The following is a 22167-nucleotide window of genomic DNA, read 5'->3' as shown; positions in this document are numbered from 1 at the left end:
GAATCGGATCGGAGCCCTAGTTTTTTGTTTTAACGCGTTTTCGTTACGCGAACCGGCATCCACTTCGCTGGAAAACGCTCTATCCCTCCGCCTTGAACGGCCGGCTCATCAGCGCGCCGATGGCATCCGCCACTTCCGTGCGCTCTTCGAGAATCGCCTGCACCGCTTCCGCGATCGGCATTTCCACGCCCAGGCTGCGCGCCTTCGCGGTCAGGACCGGCGCGGTCCAGGCGCCTTCGGTCAAGGCGCCGCGTCCGGCGACCTGAGGTTTTTCGCCCTGTCCAATGGCGAAGCCCAGCGAATAATTGCGTGACTGCGGCGAGGAGCAGGTCAGGGCGAGGTCTCCGAGCCCTGACAGGCCCATGAGCGTCTCCGCCTTCGCCCCCTGCGCCAGGGCGAAGCGCATCAGTTCGGCGAAACCGCGCGCCAGCAGCGCCGCATGTGCGCTCGCCCCGAGTCCACGGCCCATGGTGACGCCGCAGGCGATCGCCAGCACGTTCTTCACGGCGCCGCCGATTTCAACGCCCTTGAGGTCGCTTGAGCGGTAGAGCCGGAAATGCGGCGACGCCAGCCGGGCGCACAGCATTTCCGCCAGTTCGATCCGGTCGGCGGCGAGCGTGACCGCCGTGGGCAGGCCGCGTCCGACGTCTTCGGCGAAACTTGGTCCCGACAGCGCGGCGGCGGGTTGGTCCGGCAGGACGTCCGCCAGCACTTCGCGCATGTAAAGACCGGTGCCGCGCTCGATGCCCTTGGCGCAACTCACGACCACCGAGTCCGGCCGCAGCCGCCCTTTCAAAAGAACGCTGACGGATCGAACGACCTGCGCGGGCGTCACCATCAAGATATGGTCGGCGTCTCTGACGCAATCGATGTCGTCGGTCGGTTCGATGCAATCGGCCAGCCGCACGCCGGGCAGACGGTCGACATTCTCGCGGGCGTCGCGCATCGCCGCCGCGAGCCAGGGCTCATGCGCCCAAATCCAGATTTTCTCGTGGTGTCGCGCCGCCATATTGGCGAGGGCGGTGCCCCAGGCGCCGGCGCCGAGAACGGCGAGGGTGGGGCGGCTCATCGCGCGGCCTCGCTGTTGTCGCGCCGCGCCCAGATCTGATCGAAGTCGCGGGAGAATTCCCGCGCGATGTCAGGGCTGTCGATCACCACGATATCATTGTCCTGTCGTCTTTCCCCAGACCAGGAGAAATTGGCGGAACCCGTGCGAAGCCAGCGGCCATCCACGGCGAAAGTCTTGAGATGCATCATGTCGTTCTGCTCGGCCTTGATCTTCGCGCTGACGTTGGGCTGATTGATCAGAGCTATCATAATCTCGTTGGCGCTGGCGATGCGGCGGAATTGCTCAGGGTCGAGATAGAGCCGGATTTTCACGCCGCGCGAGGCCGCCTCCGACAGGGCCTCGATGATTTTTTGATCGCTGAGCACATAGGCGGCCATGTCTATTTTTTCGGTCGCCTTGCCGATCAGGTCGGGATCGATGGCCTCGAAACCGGCGCTCGGTCCGTAAGCGATTCGGATCGGGGCGGTCACGGGCGCGCTGGTCCGCAAAAACGGTTTTGGCGCCACGAGGGCGACCAGCAATGCGCCGCCGATCAGAAAGGCTTTCAGGCCGCGCATCACGCCTTGCCATGCCAGCGCGGGTCGCTCCGGCTGTCGAGCGGCCAGCGCGGCCGCGCGACAAAGTCCATGCCGTCGGTCCAGCCGAGGCGAAAGCGCTCCAGGCCCGCCCATGCGATCATGGCGCCATTGTCCGAACACAGGCCGACAGGCGGCAGCGCCAATCTTAGCCCGCTTTCGAGGCAAAGTCGCGCCAGGCCGCGCCGGATCGCGCCATTGGCGGCGACGCCGCCGGCGGCGACCAGAGCGCTCGGCGGCTTGGGCTGATCGGCGAGCACACGCAAGGCCGCGCGGCAGCGGTCCACAACGACGTCCACGCACGCGGCCTGGAAGGAGGCGCAGAGGTCGGAGACATCGCCCACTGTCAGCGGCGCGATTTTTTCCGCTTCCTGCCGCACCGCTGTTTTCAGGCCCGAAAAGGAAAAATCCGGATTGCGCCGGCCCGCCATCGGCCGGGGCAAATCGAACCGTTCGGGATCGCCGTTGCGCGCCGCCTGTTCGACCTTGGGGCCGCCGGGATAAGGCAAGCCCAGCAGTTTGGCGGCCTTGTCGAAGGCTTCGCCCAGCGCGTCGTCGACGGTCGAGCCGAGGCGGCGGTAGTCGCCGACGCCGTCGACCGAAACCAATTGGCTGTGCCCGCCGGAAACCAGCAGCAACAGGTAAGGAAAATCAATGCCGTCCGTCAACCGGGGCGTCAGCGCATGGCCTTCCAGGTGATTGACCGCGACGAAAGGCTTGCCGGCGGCCAGGGCGATCGCCTTGCCCGTGGTCAAACCAACCATGACGCCGCCGATCAGACCGGGACCGGCGGCGGCGGCGACGGCGTCGATGTCCGCCAACGCGCAGCCCGCCTCGTCCAGCGCCCTGCGAATCAGGCGGTCGAGCACATCGACATGGGCGCGCGCCGCGATTTCGGGCACCACGCCGCCGTAAGCCGCATGTTCGGCGATCTGGCTCAGCACGGCGTTGGAGAGGATCCGGCCGCGTCCGGCCGCATCGGCCTCGACGACCGCCGCGGCCGTCTCGTCGCAGGTGCTTTCGATGCCGAGCACGCGCAGACTGCCTTGCATGAAAAGCTCCCTTGAACGCGACCAAACGCCACGTCTCGAAAAAAATGCCCAAATACGGATACAGCTCCGCTTCCGTAGCCAGACTCTTTTCCCTATAGTCGCGCACCCGAACAAAAGAAAACCGCAAATCAACATTTCTGGAGTTTCGTCTTGACCGTCCGGCTAACAATCGGGACGCGCGGCAGCCCGCTGGCTCTCGCGCAAGCCTATGAAACCCGCCGGCGTCTCGCCGTGCATTTCAAGACCTCCGAAGATGCGTTCGAAATCCGCATCATCAAGGTCATGGGCGATGAGATCCTGGATCGCGCCTTGAGCGAGGCGGGCGGCAAGGGTTTGTTCACGCGCGAACTCGACCAGGCCCAGATGGATGGCCAGGTCGATATCTGCGTTCATTCGGCCAAGGACTTGCCGACGCTTTTGCCCGACGGGCTGATCGTGGCCGGCTATCTGCCGCGCGAGGACGTCCGCGACGCTTTCATCGGCGGCGCCGCGCCCACCCTGGCGGAACTTCCGCAGGGCGCCCGGGTCGGTTCTGCGTCCTTGCGCCGTCAGGCCATGATTCGGCGGCTGCGGCCCGATCTTCAGATCGAATTGCTGCGCGGCAATGTGCAGACCCGTCTGAAAAAGGTCGAAAGCGGCGAGTTCGCCGCGACTTTGCTGGCTCTGGCCGGCCTGCGCCGCCTGGGCCTAGCCGACAAGGTGACCTCCATTCTGTCGCTCGACGAATTTCCGCCGGCCTGCGGCCAAGGCGCCATCGCCATCACCGCGCGTCCGCAAGACAAGGCGCTGCTGGCCGATCTGGCGCAGATCTGCGACGCCGCCACCGGATACGCCCTCACCGCCGAACGCGCGTTCCTGCATGTGCTCGACGGCTCCTGCCGCACGCCCATCGCCGGCCACGCCACTGTTTCGGGCGACCAGCTCAAGTTCTACGGACTGGTCCTGCGCAAGGACGGCTCCGAGGGGTATGACGCGCGGATCGAGGGTCCGGTCGCCGAGGCGGCGGCCCTGGGCGAAAAGGCGGCGCGGAAAATTCTCGCCGACGCGCCGAGCGACATTCTGGCGTTCTGACGCCATGCGGTTGCTGGTGACGCGTCCCGTCGACGAGGCGGCGCGCACCGCCGCAAAACTGGTCTCGCTGGGTCATGAGCCGGTGTTCGCGCCGGTTCTCGAAATCGCATCGACCGGCGCCGCGATTCCAGGCGGCCCGTTCGATCTGGTGATTGCGACCAGCGCCCGCGCGCTCCATGAGGTCGAGGCGATCGCCGCGCCGCTGGCCTGCGTGGGCGAGAAGACGGCGGCGGCCGGGCGCAAGGCGGGATACGCGGTGACGGCCGTGGCGCCCGACGCCGCGAGGCTCGTGGACCTTCTGCTGCGGGATTCTGACGCCAAAAAGGTTCTTTATCTCGCCGGGCGCGAGCGCAGGGCGGACCTCGAAACGTCTTTGCGCGCAGCCGGCTGGGCGGTGGAAGTCGTTGAAGTCTATGCGGCGCGCCCTGTCTCCGCGTGGCCCGCTGGCGTCGTCGCCGCTCTGGCGGAGGGTACGATCGACGGTGCGCTGCACTATTCGCCGCGCAGTGCGGAACTGGCGCTGAACCTGATTGGCGAGGCGCGCGCGCGCCTCGCGCATTATTGTCTGTCGCCGGCGGTTGCGGCGGTTTGCGCCCGCCACGCCGGAACCCAAAAAGTCTTCACCGCTTCTCAACCGACCGAAGACTATCTAATGACCTTGATCGGCGAGCAAAGCGCCTCATTGGGAGTCAAGACGATATGAAAACCCTGGTGGTCGCGGCCGTCGCTACCTGTCTCCTGCTTTCATCGGCCGCGGCGCAGGCGCCCGCGAGCCCCATCGGCTTGTGGCGGGTGGCCGATGGTTCGGCCATCATTCGGGTGAAACCCTGCGGCAAGGCGATCTGCGGCTATGTCGCCGCCGCGCCGGCGCCGGCGCCGGGCGCGACATCGGCGGTCGGCAAGAAAATCCTGGTTAACCTGCGCCAGGACGGCGCTGTTTGGCGCGGAATCATTTTCAACATCGACGACGGCAAGACCTATAGCGGCGAAGTCTCGTTGAACGGCGATCGTCTCAAGGTCAAGGGCTGCCTGCCAAACGGCTTTTGTGGCGGCGAGATGTGGCGGCGCGAGTGAAATCTTGGCGGCGCGCTTGAAATCCGGCGGCGCGCTTGAAATCCTGGCGCGTTGACAAGCCGGCGGCCCGCTCTTATTCCTCCCGCGCGAAAGCTTTTTCGCCATTTACTTCCGAAGCGCCTGCTTTGGAGCGCGTTGTTTTGCCGCGGAATCGGCGGCGCTCCTTGCGCCTTGCGGAAAGCCTCCCACATTGGGGCGGCGCGACTGGCGTCGTTTGAAGGGTCGTTGGAATGTTCGGAAGCCTTGCTAAAAAAATCTTCGGCACCGCCAACGATCGCCGTTTGAAGAGCTACAAGCCGAGGGTCGCGGCGATCAATGCGCTCGAACCGGAGATCGCCGCGCTCTCGGACGAGGCTTTGCGCGCGAGAACCGAGGAGTTCCGCGCCCAGCTCGCCAATGGCGCCAAGCTCGACGACCTGCTGGTCCCCGCCTTCGCCACGGTGCGCGAGGCCGCCAAGCGATCCTACGGCCAGCGCCATTTCGACGTGCAACTGGTCGGCGGCATGGTGCTGCACGAAGGCGCCATCGCCGAGATGAAGACGGGCGAAGGCAAGACCCTGGTCGCGACGCTCGCCTGTTATCTCAACGCCCTGGCTGGCAAGGGCGTGCATGTCGTCACCGTCAACGACTATCTCGCCCGCCGCGATGCGGAAAACATGGGCCGCATCTACAATTTCCTCGGCCTGACCGTTGGCGTCATCGTCCACGGTCTCGACGACAGCGAGCGCGCCCAAGCCTATGCCGCCGACATCACCTACGGCACCAACAACGAGTTTGGCTTCGACTATCTGCGCGACAATATGAAATATGAGCTGAACCAGATGGTTCAGCGCGGCCATTCCTTCGCCATCGTGGACGAGGTCGATTCGATCCTGATCGACGAGGCGCGCACGCCCTTGATCATTTCCGGGCCGTCCGACGACAAGTCCGATCTCTACGTCGCCATCGACAAGATCATTCCGAATATTGGCCCGGACGACTTCGATCTCGACGAGAAACAGCGCAATGTGTCCCTGAACGAAAACGGCAACGAGCGCGTGGAAGAGCTGTTGCGCGCCGCCGGTCTTCTCACCGAAGGCTCGCTTTACGAATCCGCCAACGTCACGCTCGTTCACCATGTGAACCAGGCGTTACGCGCGCACAAACTGTTTTCGCGCGACAAGGACTATATCGTGCGCAACGGCGAAGTCGTCATCATCGACGAGTTCACCGGGCGCATGATGCCGGGCCGCCGCTATTCGGAAGGCCAGCATCAGGCGCTGGAGGCCAAGGAAAACGTTCAGGTCCAGCCGGAAAACGTCACGCTGGCGACCGTCACGTTCCAGAATTATTTCCGCCTGTATAGCAAGCTCGCCGGCATGACCGGCACGGCCGCGACCGAGGCCAGCGAATTCGGCGAAATCTACCGGCTGGACGTGGTGGAGATTCCCACCAACGTTCCGGTGATCCGCATCGATTCCGACGACGAGGTGTACCGCTCCAGCGAAGAGAAGCTGCAAGCGATCATCGCCGAGATCGAGGACGCCAACGCCAAGGCGCAGCCGTTGCTGGTCGGCACCACCTCCATCGAAAAATCCGAGCAACTCGCGGATTTCCTCAAGGCGCGCGGCTACAAGATCATCGATTTCGGCGCGCCGGGCGCGCTGGACAAGCTTTATGAAAGCGCGCGTTCGGGCAAGCCGTCGAAGAATTTCGCCGTCCTCAACGCCCGCTTCCACGAGCAGGAAGCCTATATTGTCGCGGAAGCCGGCGTGCCCGGCGCCATCACCATCGCCACCAATATGGCGGGCCGCGGCACCGACATTCAGCTCGGCGGCAATCTCGACATGCGCCTGCGCCTGGAATGCGCCGAGTTGGAAGGCGAGGCGCGCGCGGCCAGGGAACAAGCCATTCGCGCGGAAATCGCCGATTTCAAGCAGAAGGCCATCGCCGCCGGCGGCCTGTACATCGTCGGCACCGAGCGCCACGAGAGCCGCCGCATCGACAACCAGCTGCGCGGACGCTCCGGCCGTCAGGGCGATCCCGGCAAATCGAAATTCTTCCTGTCGCTTCAGGACGATCTGATGCGCATCTTCGGCTCCGACCGCATGGAGTCCATGCTGGTCAAGCTGGGCTTGAAGGAAGGCGAGGCCATCATCCACCCCTGGATCAACAAGGCGCTGGAAAAGGCGCAGCAGAAGGTGGAAGCGCGCAATTTCGACATGCGCAAGAACGTCTTGAAATTCGACAACGTCATGAACGACCAGCGCAAGGTCGTGTTCGAACAGCGCCGCGAAATGATGGCCCAGGACTCGATCGAGGAGATCATCGTCGAAATGCGCCATGGCGTGGTCGACGATCTCGTCAGCAGCCATGTGCCGCATGACGCCTATCCCGAAGCCTGGGATATCGTCGGACTCGACCAGGATGTGCAGGCGCAGCTTAATCTGCGCTTGCCGCTGGCTGACTGGGCCAAGGAAGAGGGCATAGCCGACGAGGAATTGCGCGAGCGCATCGAAAAGGCCGCCGACGAGGCTTACGCCGCGCGGGAGCAGAAAAACACGCTTGACCTCACGCGCTATGTCGAAAAGCAAATTCTGTTGCAGACGCTGGATCATCTCTGGCGCGAGCATCTGGTCGTGCTCGACCATTTGCGTCAGGTGATCGGTTGGCGCGGCATGGGCCAGCGCGACCCGCTCAACGAATACAAGTCCGAGGCGTTCGAACTGTTCGACGCCCTGATCACCCGGCTGCGCGAGGTCGTCACCGCGCAACTGATGCGCGTCGAAGTGACCCAGGAGTCGGCGCCCCTGCCGGCGCCGCCCGCCATGTTCGGGTCGCACGCCGATCCCGCGACCGGCGAGGACGAGGAAGCGCTCGCCCGCATCAACTCGGCCATCGCCAGTGGCGAATTCACCCCGGTCCCGCTCACGGACGAGGAACCCGCAGCGCCGCGCGACGCCAGCAATCCGGAAAGCTGGGGACGGGTCGGCCGCAACGAGCCTTGCCCGTGCGGCTCCGGCAAGAAATACAAGCATTGTCACGGCTCCGTGGCTTGAGCGGTCGCGGATACCCGCCACGGAGCGGATCATGGACGAGGCGCGGGCGCCTGCAAAGCATGCGGTCGCCGACGTCCTGATCCCCGTCGCGGTCGATCAGACCTATTCCTACGCCATTCCGTCGGGTCTCCAACTGGAGCCCGGCGATTTCGTCGAGGTTCCGCTCGGCGCGCGCAAGACTTTTGGGGTTGTCTGGGGGATAAGCCCCGCCGCTGGCGGCAAGCTGAAAAGCATCGAAGCGCGGCTCGATTTCCCGCCCTTGCCGTCGAAACTGCGCGAATTTCTCGATTGGGTGGCGGCATGGACGCTCGCCCCGCGCGGCATGGTGCTGCGCATGGCCGCGCATGCGGCCGTGGAGGCCGGCGCCGAGCCGGTCCGGATCGGCTTGCGCGCCACCGGCGCCGCGCCGAAACGCCTGACGGAAGCGCGGCGGCGGGCGCTTGCGGCGCTGCCGCCGGATTTGGCGCCCAGCAAGGCCGAACTGGCGCGGCAGGCGGGGGTCTCGCCCAGCGTCATCGACGCGCTGATCGACGACGGCGCGCTGGAGCCTGTGGCTCTTGGGCCGGAAAGGGCCGCGGAAATTCCCTGTCCCGACTTTTGCCGCGCGGAATTATCCGACGATCAGGCCAAGGCGGCGGAAATTTTGCGCGCAGCGGCGTGTGAAAACCTGTTCAAGCCGATTCTGCTTGAGGGCGTGACCGGTTCGGGCAAGACCGAGGTCTATTTCGAGGCGGTCGCCGAAACCCTCGCGCGGGGCGGGCAGGTGCTGATCCTGATGCCGGAAATCGCGCTGACCTCGCAATTCCGCGACAGGTTCGCCAAACGATTCGGGGTCGCCCCCGCCGAGTGGCATTCCGAACTGACGCCGCGCCGCCGCGCCCGTGTCTGGCGCGCGGCGGCGGACGGCGCGGCGCAGGTTATCGCCGGCGCGCGCTCGGCCCTGTTTCTCCCCTTCAAGACACTGCGGCTCATCATCGTCGATGAAGAGCATGAAGCGGCCTACAAGCAGGAAGAGGGGGTGATCTACCACGCCCGCGACATGGCGGTGGTGCGCGCGCGCCAGGAGCAATGCGCCGTCGTGCTGGCCTCCGCGACCCCGTCGATCGAGACGCGGGAAAACGCCCGGCAGGGTCGGTACGGTTATATCCGGCTGGAGAGCCGTTACGCCGGGCGCCAGATGCCGGTCCTCAAGGCGATCGATCTGCGCCAGCACGGGGCGGCGCGCGGAAAATGGATTTCGCCCCCGCTCGTCGAGGCGCTCAAGCGCAATCTCGAACAGGGCGAACAATCCCTGCTGTTCCTCAATCGGCGCGGCTATGCGCCCCTGACCCTGTGCCGCGCCTGCGGCCACAAATTCGAATGCCCGAATTGTTCGGCCTCGCTGGTCGAGCATCGGTTCCGCCGGGCGCTGGTCTGCCATCATTGCGGCCACGTCGAGCGCAGGCCGGACATTTGCCCTGCGTGCGGGCAGGCCGAGACGCTTTCCGCTTGCGGTCCGGGCGTCGAACGGCTTGCGGAGGAGGCGGCGGAACTGCTGCCGGAGGCGCGGTTGCTGATGCTGTCGTCGGACATGCCCGGTGGGACCGAACGCATGCGCGCCGAATTGCAGGCGATCGCCGATCACAAGTTCGATCTCGTCATCGGCACGCAATTGGTCGCCAAGGGGCACAATTTTCCCTATCTCACGCTGGTCGGCGTTGTCGATGCCGACATCGGCCTGTCCAATGGCGATCCGCGCGCGGCGGAGCGCACCTTTCAGCTTCTGAACCAGGTCGCGGGACGCGCGGGGCGCGGCGAGAAGCCGGGCCGCGCGCTGCTGCAGACCTGGCAGCCGGAGCATCCGGTGCTGCGGGCGCTGCTGTCGGGCGATTTCGAGCGCTTCTATGCCGAGGAGACCGCGACGCGACGCCTCGCGCGCCTGCCTCCCTTCGGCCGACTCGCCGGGGTGGTGGTGTCCGGCTCCGACCGCAACGCGACCGAGGTTTTCGCGCGCGCATTGGCGCGCGCGGCCTGCCTTCCGGCCGAAAACGCCGGCTGGAGCGTGGCGCCTCCGGGCGAGCTGCCCGGCGAAGCGGACATTGCGGTTTACGGTCCGGCCGAGGCGCCCATCGCCATGGTGCGCGGCAAGTATCGCTTCCGCCTGCTGATAAAAGCGCCACGCAAGGCCAATATTCAGGCTTTTTTGCGCGCCATGCGCGGGCGCGGCCCCAAGCCGACAAAAGACTTGAAAATCAGCATTGACGTAGATCCGCAGAGTTTTCTCTGAAGCTTCCGTCGTCATTTGGTAGCAAGCCGCGAATTTGCTTGCTGTCCCAGGGTTGCGCCACAGGGCGCCCTATGTTACGTGAGCGCCGCCTTTCGGTTGGAGCGGCTTGCTCATCCAGCCGTCTCCAGACACGATTGCCCGGATCAGCGCTACCTTAGCGATGCCGGCTGACGTCAGACTTTCAACAAGGGGGCCGTTCCGCGTGGCTGAAGTCGAAGACTCCGTGAATCCAGTGTCCGGCGTTGCGGAACGCTATGCCCAGGCTCTCTTCAGGTTGGCTCAGGAACGGAACATCACCGCCTCCGTCGCCGAAGCGCTTGGCAATTTTGGCGAGATGATCGAGCAGTCCGCCGACCTGAGGCGCTTCATCGTCAGCCCGGTCTTTTCCGCCGACGAGCAGTTGAAGGCGATCACAGCCCTGCTCGATCAGTTCGGCTACGGCGACATCACCGCCAATTTCATCAAGCTCGTGGCGTCCAAGCGCCGCCTGTTCGTCCTGCCTGAGATGATTCGCGCCTATACCGCGCTGAACGACAAGGCCAAGGGCGTTACGCAGGCTCAGGTCACTGTCGCGGCTCCGCTTTCGTCCGATCATTCCGCCGCGCTCGAATCTGCGTTGCGTCAGGTCTCGGGCGGTCAGACCGTGAAGGTCAACGTCAAGGTCGATCCGTCGATCATTGGCGGCATCGTCGTCAAGCTCGGTTCGCGCATGGTCGACGCCTCACTCAAAACCAAGCTCAATTCGCTCCGCACACGTATGAAAGAGGTCGGCTGATGGATATCCGCGCCGCAGAAATTTCCGCGATCCTCAAGAACGAGATCGCGAATTTCGGTAATGAAGCCCAGATCACGGAAGTTGGCCAGGTTCTCTCGGTCGGTGACGGCATCGCTCGCGTCTATGGTCTCGACAATGTCCAGGCCGGTGAAATGGTCGAGTTCGAGAACGGCATCCGCGGGATGGCGCTGAACCTCGAAAGCGACAATGTCGGCATCGTGATCTTCGGCTCCGACCGCGACATCAAGGAAGGTCAGACCGTCAAGCGCACCGGCGCCATCGTCGACGTGCCGATCGGCAAGGGTCTGCTCGGCCGCGTCGTCGACGCCCTCGGCAATCCCATCGACGGCAAGGGTCCGATCGTCGCCGACAAGCGCGCCCGCGTCGACGTCAAGGCGCCCGGCATCATCCCGCGCAAGTCGGTGCATGAGCCGATGGCGACCGGCCTCAAGGCCATCGACGCGCTGATCCCGATCGGCCGCGGCCAGCGCGAGTTGATCATCGGCGATCGCCAGACCGGCAAGACCGCCGTGGCGCTCGACGCCATCCTGAACCAGAAGTCGCTGAATCAGGGCACCGACGAAAACGCCAAGCTCTACTGCGTCTATGTCGCGGTCGGGCAGAAGCGCTCCACCGTCGCCCAGTTCGTGAAGGTGCTGGAAGAGCAGGGCGCGCTGGAATATTCGATCATCGTCGCCGCCACCGCCTCCGATCCGGCGCCGATGCAGTTCCTGGCCCCCTTCGCCGGCGCGGCCATGGGCGAATATTTCCGCGACAACGGCATGCACGCCCTGATCGTTTATGACGATCTCACCAAGCAGGCCGTGGCCTATCGCCAGATGTCGCTGCTGCTGCGCCGCCCGCCGGGCCGCGAAGCCTATCCCGGCGACGTGTTCTACCTGCACAGCCGCCTGCTCGAACGCGCCGCCAAGCTGAATGAAGCCAATGGCTCCGGCTCGATGACGGCGCTGCCGGTGATCGAAACCCAGGCCAACGACGTGTCGGCCTATATTCCGACCAATGTGATCTCGATCACCGATGGCCAGATCTTCCTCGAAACCGACCTGTTCTACCAGGGCATCCGCCCGGCGGTGAACGTCGGCCTGTCGGTGTCGCGCGTCGGTTCGTCGGCGCAGACCAAGGCGATGAAGAAGGTCGCGGGCAAGATCAAGGGCGAACTCGCCCAGTATCGCGAAATGGCGGCCTTCGCCCAGTTCGGCTCCGACCTCGACGCCACCACCCAGCGCCTGCTGAACCGTGGTTCGCGCCTGACGGAACTTCTGAAGCAGGCGCAGTTCGCGCCCCTGAAGATGGAAGAGCAGGTTTCGGTGATCTACGCCGGCGTCAACGGCTATCTCGACGGCCTGCCGGTCGCCCGCATCAAGGCTTATGAGGAAGGACTCCTCAACCTGCTGCGCACCAGCCATGCCGAGATTCTCGAGGCGATCCGTTCCTCGAAGGATCTCAAGGACGACGTTGCCGCCAAGTTGAAGTCGGTGGTCGAAGACTACACCAAGTCCTTCGCCTGAATCTGAACCGGACCCGTCGTCAATGACGCTGGCGGGTCCGCCTCCATACAAGCTCCGGCCTCGGGCCGCGGGCGGTTTTCGAGCGGACAAACCATGCCCTCGTTGAAGGATCTTCGTAACCGCATCGCTTCCGTGAAGGCGACGCAGAAAATAACCAAGGCCATGCAAATGGTCGCGGCGGCGAAACTTCGCCGCGCGCAACTGGCCGCGGAAGCTGCGCGTCCCTATGCCGAACGCATGGAGTCGGTGCTGGCCAATCTGGCCTCCGGCGTTTCCGCTGGCGGCCCGGCCCTGTTGTCCGGCACGGGCAAGAGCGACACGCATCTTCTGGTCGTCGCCACCGCCGAGCGCGGCCTGTGCGGCGGCTTCAACTCGTCGATCGTCCGCCTCGCCCGCGAAAAAATTCTCGCGTTGCAGGCCGAAGGCAAGACGGTCAAGATTCTCTGCATCGGCAAGAAGGGCTATGAGCAGCTCAAGCGCCAGTTCGAGAAGCTGATTGTCGAAGTCGTCGACCTCAGGTCGGTGCGGCAGCTCGGCTTTGAAAACGCCGATCCGATCGGCAAGAAGATCATCGCCTGGTTCGAAGACGGCCAGTTCGATGTCGCGACGCTGTTCTATTCGAAGTTCCGCTCGGTGATCTTGCAGATTCCCACCGCGCAGCAGCTCATTCCGGCCGAGATCGCGGGGGGAGCCGCCCCGTCTGGCGCTTACGAATATGAGCCCAGCGAGGAGGAAATCCTCGCGGCCTTGCTGCCGCGCAACATTTCCGTGCAGATTTTCCGCGGTTTGCTGGAAAACGCCGCTTCGGAGCAGGGCGCGCGCATGAGCGCCATGGATAGCGCCACGCGCAACGCGGGCGAAATGATCAAGAAGCAGACGACGATCTACAACCGTTCGCGTCAGGCCATGATCACCAAGGAACTGATCGAAATCATCTCGGGCGCCGAAGCGCTCTGACCGTCATCGAGAATGTGAGGACCAAAAATGGCTAATGCCTCTTCGCCCACGGGCCGCGTCACGCAGGTCATTGGCGCCGTTGTCGACGTCAAGTTCGACGGCCATCTGCCGGAAATCCTGAACGCGCTGGAAACCACCAACAACGGCAACCGCCTCGTTCTCGAAGTGGCCCAGCATCTCGGCGAAAGCTCCGTGCGTTGCATCGCCATGGACATCTGCGAAGGCCTCGTGCGCGGCCAGCCCGTGACCGACACAGGCGCCCCGATCACGGTGCCCGTCGGCGCGGCCTGCCTCGGCCGCATCATCAACGTCATCGGCGAACCCGTCGACGAACTCGGCCCGGTCAACGCCGACAATCATCGCGCCATTCACCAGCCGGCTCCGTCCTATGCCGAGCAGGCGACCGACGCCCAGATCCTGGAAACCGGCATCAAGGTGGTCGATCTGCTCGCGCCTTACGCCAAGGGCGGCAAGATCGGCCTGTTTGGCGGCGCGGGCGTCGGCAAGACCGTGTTGATCATGGAGCTGATCAACAATATCGCCAAGGCCCACGGCGGTTATTCGGTGTTCGCCGGCGTCGGCGAGCGCACCCGCGAAGGCAACGATCTCTATCACGAAATGATCGAGTCGAAGGTCAACATCGACCCGCATGAGAACAATGGCTCGGTCACAGGCTCGAAATGCGCGCTGGTCTATGGCCAGATGAACGAACCCCCGGGCGCGCGCTCCCGCGTCGCCCTCACCGGCCTGACCATCGCCGAGGATTTCCGCGACAAGGGCCAGGACGTGCTGTTCTTCGTGGACAACATCTTCCGCTTCACCCAGGCGGGTTCGGAAGTGTCGGCGCTGCTCGGGCGCATCCCCTCGGCGGTGGGCTATCAGCCGACGCTCGCCACCGACATGGGCGCGTTGCAGGAACGCATCACCACCACCACCAAGGGGTCGATCACCTCGGTGCAGGCGATTTACGTTCCGGCGGACGATTTGACCGATCCGGCCCCGGCGACCTCGTTCGCCCACTTGGACGCCACCACCGTGCTGTCGCGCTCCATCGCGGAAAAGGGCATTTATCCGGCGGTTGACCCTCTCGACTCGACCTCGCGCATGCTGTCGCCGCTGGTTGTCGGCGAAGAGCATTACGCTGTCGCCCGCAAGGTGCAATCGACTCTCCAGCGCTACAAGTCGCTGCAGGACATCATCGCCATTCTCGGCATGGACGAACTGTCCGAAGAGGACAAGCTGGTGGTGGCCCGCGCGCGTAAAATCGAGCGCTTCCTGTCGCAGCCCTTCCACGTCGCGGAAGTGTTCACCGGTTCGCCCGGCAAGCTGGTTTCGCTCGCCGACACCATCAAGGGCTTCAAGGGTCTGGTGGACGGCGAATACGATCACCTTCCGGAAGCCGCCTTCTACATGGTCGGCTCGATCGAGGAAGCCATCGAAAAGGCTCAGAAGCTGGCCGCGCAGGCCGCCTGATCTTAAAAGTTCGGGCCGGTGGCGCGTCACGCGCCGCCGGCGCCGGTTCAATCAGCGCCGAGACGGGTGAGAAGCCCGGTTCTGGAGAGTTCTATGGCGACATTTCACTTCGAACTCGTCTCGCCCGAAAAGCTGCTTTATTCGGGCGAGGTCGAAGCTGTGGTCGTGCCGGGCGCCGAAGGCCTGTTCACGGTCATGAAGGATCATGCGCCGGTGATGGCCGTGCTCAAGGCGGGTGTGGTTGAAATCGACGAAACGGCGGGCAAGAAGGCCAAGCTGTTCGTGCGCGGCGGCTTCGCCGACGTGGCCGGCGGCGGACTGACTATTTTGGCCGAGATGGCCAAGCCGCTCGAGGAATTCAACGCCGCGCAGCTGGCGCAGGAAATCACGAACGCCGAGGAAGATCTCGCCGACGCCAAGACGGAAGCGGCGAAGAAGCTGGCGGCGGAAAAGATCGACCAGCTCAATGAGCTGAAGGTTGCGATCTCGGCCTGACGCCGGGGGTTCCCGCCTGCAAAAAAAGCGGCCCTGACGGCCGCTTTTTTCATTTGTCAGGCCGGTCGCTCCAACGCGATCATGTAATTCACATCCATGTCGCCCGACAGTCGCCATTGATCCGCCAGCGGGTTGTAAACCATTCCGGAGCGGTCGATTTCTTTCAAGCCGATTTTTTCCAAGGGACGGGCGATTTCGTTGGGGCGCAAAAATTTCTTCCAGTCGTGGGTGCCCGGCTCGACCCAGCGCAGCACATATTCGGCGCCGACAATGGCGAGGGCGTAGCTTTTAAGCGTCCGGTTCAATGTCGCGCCGACAAACAGGCCGCCGGGACGAACCAGAGCGGCGGCGGCGTTCAGGAAACTGTCGACATCGGCGACATGCTCCAGCACTTCCATGGCGAGCACGGCGTCGAATTTTTCGTTCGCCTGCGCCAGCGCTTCGACGGTGACAGGTCGGTAATCGATGGCGAGACCGCCCAATTCCGCGTGACGTCGCGCGGCCAGGATATTTTCCTCGGCCGGGTCGATGGCGGTCACCTGGGCGCCGAGTTGCGCGAGCGGTTCGGCCAGCAAGCCGCCGCCACAGCCGAGATCGACGATCTTCAGGCCGGTCAGCGGCTGTTCGGCGTTGCGTTGCCGAGGTTTGTCGCTGTCCGGGAAATGGGCGCAAAGCAGGTTGCGCAGATAGCCGATCCGCGTGGGATTGAGCTTGTGCAAGGCGGCTTGGGGACCCTTGAGGTCCCACCACTTGTCGCCCAGGCGGGCGAAGCGGGCGAGTTCCTCGGGATCGGTGCTGGCGGAGCGATTCTCGGACATTTCGGGACCAATTTGCGGGAGAGTTTGATTGACAGGCGCCGGGGGCGCCGTCATGTATAGCCGCCCCTGGGGCGAGGTGACAAATCCGCCGATTCTCGCGACGGCTTTGTCACCTCGCCTTTGCGGGCGTTGCGAGATCTGCAGAGATTCAATCAGGGCATTATGGCGCGTCTGGTCATGAAGTTCGGCGGCACTTCCGTCGCCAATATCGAACGTATCCGAAATGTGGCGCGTCACGTCAAACGGGAGATCGAGGCGGGTTTCGATGTCGCGGTTGTCGTTTCGGCCATGTCCGGCAAGACCAACGAACTGGTCGGCTGGGTCAACGACTCCAGCAAGCACTATGACGCGTGCGAATATGACGCGGTCGTGGCCTCGGGCGAACAGGTGACGGCGGGCCTGCTCGCCATCGTGCTCCGGGAAATGGGTCTTCAGGCGCGCTCCTGGCAGGGCTGGCAGATTCCGATCGAAACCGACAACGCCCATGGCTCGGCGCGCATCGCGCGCATCGACGGAACAAAGCTGATCGAGGGTTTCGGGCGCGGGGAAGTGGCGGTGATCGCCGGCTTCCAGGGCGTCGAACCGGCGACGGGACGCATCGCCACGCTGGGCCGGGGCGGTTCCGACACCAGCGCCGTGGCGGTCGCCGCCGCGATTGATGCGGACCGTTGCGACATCTATACCGATGTGGACGGCGTTTATACCACCGATCCGCGCGTGGTGCCGAAGGCGCGCCGCCTCGACAAGGTGGCCTTTGAAGAAATGCTGGAAATGGCCTCGCTCGGGGCCAAGGTCTTGCAAGTGCGCTCGGTCGAAATGGCCATGGTGCATGGCGTGAAGACCTACGTGCGGTCGTCCTTCGACGATCCCGAAAACCCGCGGCAGGGCACGTTGATTTGCGACGAGGAGGATATTTTGGAGCAGCAGGTCGTGACCGGAATCGCCTTCTCGAAGGACGAGGCGCAGATCACCTTGCGCAAGGTCGCTGACAATCCGGGCGTCGCCGCGGCGATCTTCCAGCCGCTCGCCGACGCCAATATCAACGTGGACATGATCATCCAGGTCGTATCGGACGACGCCGCCCACACGGACATCACCTTCACCGTCGCCGCCGCCGAATTCGAACGCGCCCGCGCCATTCTTGAAAAGGGCAAGGCCGAGATCGGTTTCACCACGCTGCAATCCTCCGGCGATGTGGTGAAAATTTCGGCCATTGGCGTGGGAATGCGCAGCCATGCCGGCGTCGCCGCCGCCGCCTTCCGCGCTTTGGCCGAAAAAAGCATCAATATTCGCGCGATCACGACCTCGGAGATCAAATTCTCCGTGTTGATCGACGCGGCTTACACGGAATTGGCGGTTCGCACGCTGCATTCCCTCTACGGTCTCGACAAGGCCTGACCAGACCGGCCCTTGCGGTCCGGTCCTTGCATCCTTATTGGTGGGCCGAAGGACGGCGCGCGAATCGCCTCGGACATGGTCGCCAGGGTTTCCTGACGGACATGCGTTACGAAGGTATTAGGAACGCGCTTTCTGCGTGTTCGAGGACAGGACGACATAATGCGCGGCGGTTTGGGCGGACCTCGTCTGCTACTGCGCCGGCTTCGCGAAGTAATGGCGGAGCCGGTGAGCGCTCAGGCGCGCCTTGACCGAATCGTCATTCATATCGCCGCCAATATGGTGGCCGAAGTCTGTTCGGTCTATGTGCTGCGTTCCGACGGCAAGCTTGAGCTTTACGCCACCGAAGGCTTGAACCGCGAGGCGGTCCACCTCACCACCATGACCACCGGCGAGGGCCTCGTCGGCCTGATCGCGGAAAAGGCCGAGCCGCTGGCGCTCGCCGACGCCCAGGTCCATCCGGCCTTCAGCTATCGCCCGGAAACGGGTGAGGAAATCTACCAGAGCTTCCTGGGCGTGCCAATCCTGCGCGGCGGCAACACGCTGGGCGTTCTCGTCGTCCAGAACCGGGCGCGCCGCACCTATTCGGAAGAGGAAGTCGAGGCGCTTCAAACCACGGCCATGCTGCTGGCCGAAATGATCGCGTCTGGCGAGTTGCAGTCGCTGGCCGCGCCGGGCCAGAGCCTGAGCCTGCAAAAGCCGATGTCGCTTGTGGGTTCGGCGCTTTCGGACGGCGTGGGTCTGGGCCATGTCGTGCTGCATGAGCCGCGCATCATCGTCAAGCAACTGGTCGCCGAAAATCCCGAGGCGGAGAGCACGCGGTTGGACGCCGCGATCCTGGCCATGCGCGAGCAGATCGACCAGTTGATCGCGCGCGGAGACCGCTATGGCGCGGGCGAACATCGCGACGTGCTGGAAACCGTGCGCATGTTCGCCAATGACCGCGGCTGGATGCGGCGTCTGCGCGAGGCGCTGGACTCAGGGCTTACAGCGGAAGCGGCGGTGGAGCGGGTTCAGAACGACGCGCGCGCCAAATTGCAGCGCCAGACCGATCCCTATCTGCGCGAACGGCTGCACGACCTCGACGATCTCGCCAATCGCCTGCTACAGCAACTCACCGGCGTCGCCCCGCCGCACGGCGGCGCCTTGCCCGACAACGCCATTCTCGTCGCCCGCAACATGGGTCCGGCCGCGCTGCTCGATTATGAGCGGGCGAATTTGAGGGGATTGGTGCTGGAGGACGGCGGCCCGACCAGCCATGTCGCGATTATCGCGCGCGCGCTCGGGATTCCCGCCGTCGGCGACGTGCCGAATGTGACGGACCTGGTCGATACCGGCGACTCCATCATTGTCGATGGCGGTTCGGGCGAAGTGCAACTGCGTCCGCCGTCGGATATCGAAACGGCCTATGGCGAAAAGGCGCGCTTGCGCGCGCGCCGGCGCGAGCAATTTCACAAATTGCGCGATGTTCCGGCCCTCACTCGCGACGGAGTCGAGATCGGTCTGCATATGAACGCCGGTCTGCTGATCGATTGCCAGCACGCCAGCGAGGTTGGCGCGCAATCCATCGGTCTGTTCCGCACCGAATTGCAATTCATGGTGGCGCCGAGTTTTCCGCGTCAATCCCAGCAATACTCACTTTACAAGAGAGTGCTGGACGCGGTCGGGGATATTCCCGTGACCTTTCGCACCCTGGATATCGGGTCGGACAAGGTCCTTCCCTACATGACCAAGGTGGAAGAGGAAAATCCGGCGCTCGGCTGGCGCGCCATCCGCATCGGCCTCGACCGGCCGGGCCTGCTGCGCATGCAATTGCGCGCCATGTTGCGGGCCGCCGAGGGACGGGCCCTGCGCATCATGTTCCCCATGGTCGCGAAGGTTGGCGAATTCGTCGCCGCGCGCGAAATCTGCCTGCGCGAGGTGGAGTTTCTGCGCCAGCACGACTACCGGACGCCCTGTGAACTCAAGCTGGGCGTGATGGTCGAGGTGCCCTCCCTGTTGTGGCAATTGGACGAGATTTGCCAACTGGTCGATTTTCTCTCCGTCGGGTCCAACGACCTGACCCAGTATCTCTTCGCCGCCGACCGCGACAACAAGCGCGTGTCCGCCCGTTACGACGATCTCTCGGCGCCGAATCTGCGCGCGCTCAAATCGATTGTCGACGCCGCCGCCAGATACGGAACGCCGGTCACTCTCTGCGGAGAAATGGGTGGAAGGCCTTTGGAGGCGCTGGCGCTGGCGGCCATCGGCTTTCGCGGCCTTTCGATGACGCCTTCGGCGATTGGTCCAGTCAAGGCGGCCATTCGCGCGGTTGATCTCGGCGCCTTGCGCGCGGTCTTGATGCCGATGATCGAACGACTCGATCATTCCGTGTCCATAAGGCAAGAATTGCAGGCCTTCGCCGATGCGAACTGCGTTCACCTTTAGAGCATTTTCAAGCGAAGTGGATGCCGGGTCGCGTGAAGAAAATGCGTAAAAACAAAAACTTAGAGCGCGTTTGGTGAACGTGTGTTCGCAGAATGCGCTCTAGCATCCGTCAGCGCCCGTTTTCCTGTAGCAAAGTTCAAAATGCTTCCTGCCGATAAGCTCGACATCATCTTGCGCCGTCATGAGGAAATCGCGCATCGCCTCGCCGAGGGCGTCGAGGCCAGCGCGTTTTCGGGCCTGTCGCGCGAATTGTCCGACCTCGAACCCGTCGCCGAATCGATCCGGGCCTATCGCGCCTTGCTGAGCGAATGCGCCGATCTCGAAAGCCTGCGCGGCGATGCGTCCGCTGATTCGGAAATGCAGGCGCTGGCGGCGGACGAGTTGCCGCTGGCGCGCGAAAAACTTGTCCAGGCCGAACGGGCCTTGCGCCTTTCGCTGCTGCCGCGCGACGCGGCGGATGAAAAGGGCGCCATTCTCGAAATTCGGGCGGGGACCGGCGGCGACGAGGCCGCGCTGTTCGCCGGCGACCTGTTTCGCATGTACCAGAAATATGCGGCGCTCCATGGCTGGAAGATGGAGCTTTTGTCCGCCAGCGAGGGAACCGCGGGCGGTTTCAAGGAGATCATCGCGCAGGTTCAGGGCAAGGGCGTGTTCGCCCGGCTGAAATTCGAAAGCGGCGCGCATCGCGTGCAACGCGTGCCGGCGACGGAAACGCAGGGGCGCATCCACACCTCCGCCGCGACCGTCGCCGTGCTGCCCGAAGCGCAGGAGGTCGATCTCGCCATAGACGAAGGCGATCTGCGCATCGACACGATGCGCTCCGGCGGCGCGGGCGGCCAGCATGTCAACAAGACGGAATCGGCGATCCGCATCACCCACATTCCCACCGGCGTGGTGGTGATGATGCAGGAGGAGCGTTCGCAGCACCGCAACAAGGCCAAGGCCATGGAGGTGCTGCGCTCAAGGCTCTATGACCTGGAGCGCCACCGGCTGGATTCCGAGCGCGCGGCCAATCGCAAGGCGCAGGTCGGCTCCGGCGATCGCTCCGAAAGGATTCGCACCTATAATTTTCCGCAGGCGCGCGTCAGCGACCACCGGATCAATCTGACGCTCTACAAGATCGAAAAGGTCATGGAAGGCGAGGCGCTGGACGAAATCCTCGATCTCCTGATCGCCGATCATCAGGCGCGGCTTCTGGCGGAAAGCGAGGCGGGGTGAGAGCGGACTTGGCCGACAGTTGGGTGTTCTGGGCGCTGCTTTCGGCGTTGTTTGCCGCGGGAACCGCGATTTTCGCCAAGATCGGCGTCGAGAACATCGATTCGGATCTGGCGACCCTGATCCGCACCCTGATCGTCGCGGCCGTCCTCGCCGGCCTGCTCGCGGCGACCGGACGCCTTCAGCCGACGGCGGTCGCGCCGCGAACGTGGGTGTTTCTGACCCTGTCCGCCCTGGCCACCGGCGCCTCCTGGCTTTGCTATTTTCGCGCTCTAAAAATCGGCGACGCCGCGCGCGTCGCGCCCATCGACAAACTCAGCGTCGTCGCGGTCGCCTTGATCGGCGCGTTGGCGCTGGGCGAGAGGCTTTCACCCAGCAACTGGCTCGGCGTGGGCATGATCGCCGCTGGCGCCGTGCTGGTGGCGATGCGCTGAATTTCAGGCGGTATTGTGCGAGTCATATCGCAGGACTAGTCTCAAAAAGTTCGACACGAGGGGCATATGCGGAAAATCATTCCAGTGATCATGTGCGGCGGCGCCGGCACGCGGGTTTGGCCGGCCTCGCGCGAGAGCATGCCCAAACAATTCATCGCTCTGCTGGGCGACCGCTCCACCTTCCAGAACACCTTGCTGCGCCTGAACGCAGAGGCCTTCGACGCGCCGGTGATCGTCACCAACCACGATTATCGCTTCCTCGTTCAGGAGCAGATGGAGGAGATCGGCGCCAAGGGGCAGATCGTGCTGGAGCCGGAGCGGCGCGATTCCGCCGCCGCCGTCGCCATCGCCTGCGAAATCGCCGCCGCGCGCGCGCCCGACGCATTGGTCGCGGTCTTCGCGGCCGACCATGTCGTGCAAAAGGTCGAGGCGTTCCGGGCTTTGTGCATCAAGGCGGGCGAGGCGGCGGCGCTGGGCCATATCGTCACGCTCGGCATCACGCCC

At 64.1% G+C, this 22167-nt stretch carries 19 protein-coding genes; 15 read left to right on the top strand and 4 right to left on the bottom strand.

Translation table 11 applies throughout. From position 1 onward, the window contains the following. Positions 1–79: 79 nt before the first annotated feature. Genes CCR94_RS07640 through tsaD form a run of 3 tightly spaced genes read right to left on the bottom strand, consistent with a single transcriptional unit; the run spans position 80 to position 2696 of the window. Positions 80–1069 (bottom strand): NAD(P)H-dependent glycerol-3-phosphate dehydrogenase, encoded by a 990-nt coding sequence (locus CCR94_RS07640; RefSeq protein WP_104507287.1) that lies wholly within the window; start codon positions 1067–1069, stop codon positions 80–82. Further along, positions 1066–1626, bottom strand: a complete 561-nt coding sequence (locus CCR94_RS07635; RefSeq protein ID WP_158254661.1) for a phospholipase D-like domain-containing protein — start codon at positions 1624–1626, stop codon at positions 1066–1068. The genes CCR94_RS07640 and CCR94_RS07635 overlap by 4 nt, the downstream gene beginning before the upstream one ends. After that, the gene (gene tsaD / locus CCR94_RS07630) at positions 1626–2696 is read right to left on the bottom strand and encodes a tRNA (adenosine(37)-N6)-threonylcarbamoyltransferase complex transferase subunit TsaD (protein ID WP_104507285.1); all 1071 of its coding nucleotides are present in this window, start codon (positions 2694–2696) and stop codon (positions 1626–1628) included. The genes CCR94_RS07635 and tsaD overlap by 1 nt, the downstream gene beginning before the upstream one ends. 150 nt (positions 2697–2846) lie before the next feature. Here tsaD and hemC point away from each other — a divergent pair, with 150 nt between their 5' ends. The 10 genes from hemC to CCR94_RS07580 all read left to right on the top strand — a co-directional run bounded on the left by hemC (position 2847) and on the right by CCR94_RS07580 (position 15374). After that, entirely contained in the window at positions 2847–3767 is a 921-nt protein-coding gene (hemC, locus tag CCR94_RS07625; protein WP_104507284.1) for a hydroxymethylbilane synthase, read from the top strand. A gap of 4 nt (positions 3768–3771) precedes the next feature. Next, entirely contained in the window at positions 3772–4470 is a 699-nt protein-coding gene (locus tag CCR94_RS07620) for a uroporphyrinogen-III synthase (RefSeq protein WP_158254660.1), read from the top strand. Then, complete coding sequence (locus tag CCR94_RS07615) at positions 4467–4841, top strand: DUF2147 domain-containing protein (protein WP_104507282.1); 375 nt, start codon at positions 4467–4469, stop codon at positions 4839–4841. Before CCR94_RS07620 ends, CCR94_RS07615 begins: the two co-directional genes overlap by 4 nt. A 230-nt stretch (positions 4842–5071) precedes the next feature. After that, positions 5072–7879: a preprotein translocase subunit SecA gene (gene secA, locus CCR94_RS07610; protein WP_104507281.1), complete on the top strand. Its 2808-nt coding sequence runs from the start codon at positions 5072–5074 to the stop codon at positions 7877–7879. A 31-nt stretch (positions 7880–7910) separates the two neighbouring features. Continuing rightward, positions 7911–10145 carry a primosomal protein N' gene (locus CCR94_RS07605; protein WP_104507280.1) on the top strand — a complete coding sequence of 745 codons (2235 nt, stop codon included), beginning with the start codon at positions 7911–7913 and terminating at the stop codon, positions 10143–10145. A gap of 106 nt (positions 10146–10251) precedes the next feature. Further along, entirely contained in the window at positions 10252–10920 is a 669-nt protein-coding gene (locus CCR94_RS07600) for a F0F1 ATP synthase subunit delta (RefSeq protein ID WP_338052977.1), read from the top strand. Continuing rightward, on the top strand, positions 10920–12449 hold the full coding sequence (gene atpA, locus CCR94_RS07595) for a F0F1 ATP synthase subunit alpha (RefSeq protein ID WP_104507278.1): 1530 nt from the start codon (positions 10920–10922) through the stop codon (positions 12447–12449). The genes CCR94_RS07600 and atpA overlap by 1 nt, the downstream gene beginning before the upstream one ends. Positions 12450–12542: 93 nt before the next feature. Further along, positions 12543–13406: a F0F1 ATP synthase subunit gamma gene (locus tag CCR94_RS07590; RefSeq protein WP_104507277.1), complete on the top strand. Its 864-nt coding sequence runs from the start codon at positions 12543–12545 to the stop codon at positions 13404–13406. A 27-nt stretch (positions 13407–13433) separates the two neighbouring features. After that, positions 13434–14879: a F0F1 ATP synthase subunit beta gene (gene atpD / locus CCR94_RS07585; protein WP_104507276.1), complete on the top strand. Its 1446-nt coding sequence runs from the start codon at positions 13434–13436 to the stop codon at positions 14877–14879. A 93-nt stretch (positions 14880–14972) separates the two neighbouring features. Next, on the top strand, positions 14973–15374 hold the full coding sequence (locus tag CCR94_RS07580) for a F0F1 ATP synthase subunit epsilon (RefSeq protein WP_104507275.1): 402 nt from the start codon (positions 14973–14975) through the stop codon (positions 15372–15374). Positions 15375–15430: 56 nt separating this feature from the next. Here the strand turns inward: CCR94_RS07580 and ubiG are convergent, their stop codons facing one another. Next, positions 15431–16192, bottom strand: coding sequence for a bifunctional 2-polyprenyl-6-hydroxyphenol methylase/3-demethylubiquinol 3-O-methyltransferase UbiG (ubiG, locus tag CCR94_RS07575; protein WP_104507274.1), 762 nt, complete (start codon positions 16190–16192; stop codon positions 15431–15433). A 162-nt stretch (positions 16193–16354) separates the two neighbouring features. Between ubiG and CCR94_RS07570 the strand changes: the two genes are divergently transcribed. From CCR94_RS07570 to CCR94_RS07550, 5 genes are all read left to right on the top strand, one after another. Continuing rightward, a complete protein-coding gene (locus CCR94_RS07570) occupies positions 16355–17590 on the top strand; it encodes an aspartate kinase (protein WP_104507273.1) in 1236 nt (411 codons plus the stop codon). 159 nt (positions 17591–17749) lie between these two features. After that, complete coding sequence (gene ptsP, locus CCR94_RS07565) at positions 17750–20014, top strand: phosphoenolpyruvate--protein phosphotransferase (RefSeq protein ID WP_104507272.1); 2265 nt, start codon at positions 17750–17752, stop codon at positions 20012–20014. Positions 20015–20155: 141 nt separating this feature from the next. Beyond that, entirely contained in the window at positions 20156–21232 is a 1077-nt protein-coding gene (gene prfA / locus CCR94_RS07560; protein WP_104507271.1) for a peptide chain release factor 1, read from the top strand. An 8-nt stretch (positions 21233–21240) separates the two neighbouring features. After that, positions 21241–21663 carry an EamA family transporter gene (locus CCR94_RS07555; RefSeq protein ID WP_104507270.1) on the top strand — a complete coding sequence of 141 codons (423 nt, stop codon included), beginning with the start codon at positions 21241–21243 and terminating at the stop codon, positions 21661–21663. 66 nt (positions 21664–21729) lie between these two features. Next, a partial coding sequence (locus CCR94_RS07550; RefSeq protein WP_158254659.1) for a sugar phosphate nucleotidyltransferase occupies positions 21730–22167 on the top strand: 438 nt, incomplete at its 3' end.

Source organism: Rhodoblastus sphagnicola, from assembly GCF_002937075.1.
Classification (GTDB): Bacteria; Pseudomonadota; Alphaproteobacteria; order Rhizobiales; family Beijerinckiaceae; genus Rhodoblastus; species Rhodoblastus sphagnicola.
Note: the sequence above shows the minus strand (reverse complement) of the source record. Positions and strands in the feature narration are given on the sequence as shown.

Coding starts and splice junctions, on each gene's coding strand:
- CCR94_RS07590 (WP_104507277.1), top strand. CDS start 12,543: ATGCCCTCGTTGAAGGATCTTCGTAACCGCATCGCTTCCGTGAAGGCG.
- CCR94_RS07605 (WP_104507280.1), top strand. CDS start 7,911: ATGGACGAGGCGCGGGCGCCTGCAAAGCATGCGGTCGCCGACGTCCTG.
- ptsP (WP_104507272.1), top strand. CDS start 17,750: ATGCGCGGCGGTTTGGGCGGACCTCGTCTGCTACTGCGCCGGCTTCGC.
- ubiG (WP_104507274.1), bottom strand. CDS start 16,192: ATGTCCGAGAATCGCTCCGCCAGCACCGATCCCGAGGAACTCGCCCGC.
- CCR94_RS07615 (WP_104507282.1), top strand. CDS start 4,467: ATGAAAACCCTGGTGGTCGCGGCCGTCGCTACCTGTCTCCTGCTTTCA.
- prfA (WP_104507271.1), top strand. CDS start 20,156: ATGCTTCCTGCCGATAAGCTCGACATCATCTTGCGCCGTCATGAGGAA.
- CCR94_RS07635 (WP_158254661.1), bottom strand. CDS start 1,626: ATGCGCGGCCTGAAAGCCTTTCTGATCGGCGGCGCATTGCTGGTCGCC.
- CCR94_RS07580 (WP_104507275.1), top strand. CDS start 14,973: ATGGCGACATTTCACTTCGAACTCGTCTCGCCCGAAAAGCTGCTTTAT.
- secA (WP_104507281.1), top strand. CDS start 5,072: ATGTTCGGAAGCCTTGCTAAAAAAATCTTCGGCACCGCCAACGATCGC.
- CCR94_RS07570 (WP_104507273.1), top strand. CDS start 16,355: ATGGCGCGTCTGGTCATGAAGTTCGGCGGCACTTCCGTCGCCAATATC.
- CCR94_RS07620 (WP_158254660.1), top strand. CDS start 3,772: ATGCGGTTGCTGGTGACGCGTCCCGTCGACGAGGCGGCGCGCACCGCC.
- atpA (WP_104507278.1), top strand. CDS start 10,920: ATGGATATCCGCGCCGCAGAAATTTCCGCGATCCTCAAGAACGAGATC.
- CCR94_RS07640 (WP_104507287.1), bottom strand. CDS start 1,069: ATGAGCCGCCCCACCCTCGCCGTTCTCGGCGCCGGCGCCTGGGGCACC.
- atpD (WP_104507276.1), top strand. CDS start 13,434: ATGGCTAATGCCTCTTCGCCCACGGGCCGCGTCACGCAGGTCATTGGC.
- tsaD (WP_104507285.1), bottom strand. CDS start 2,696: ATGCAAGGCAGTCTGCGCGTGCTCGGCATCGAAAGCACCTGCGACGAG.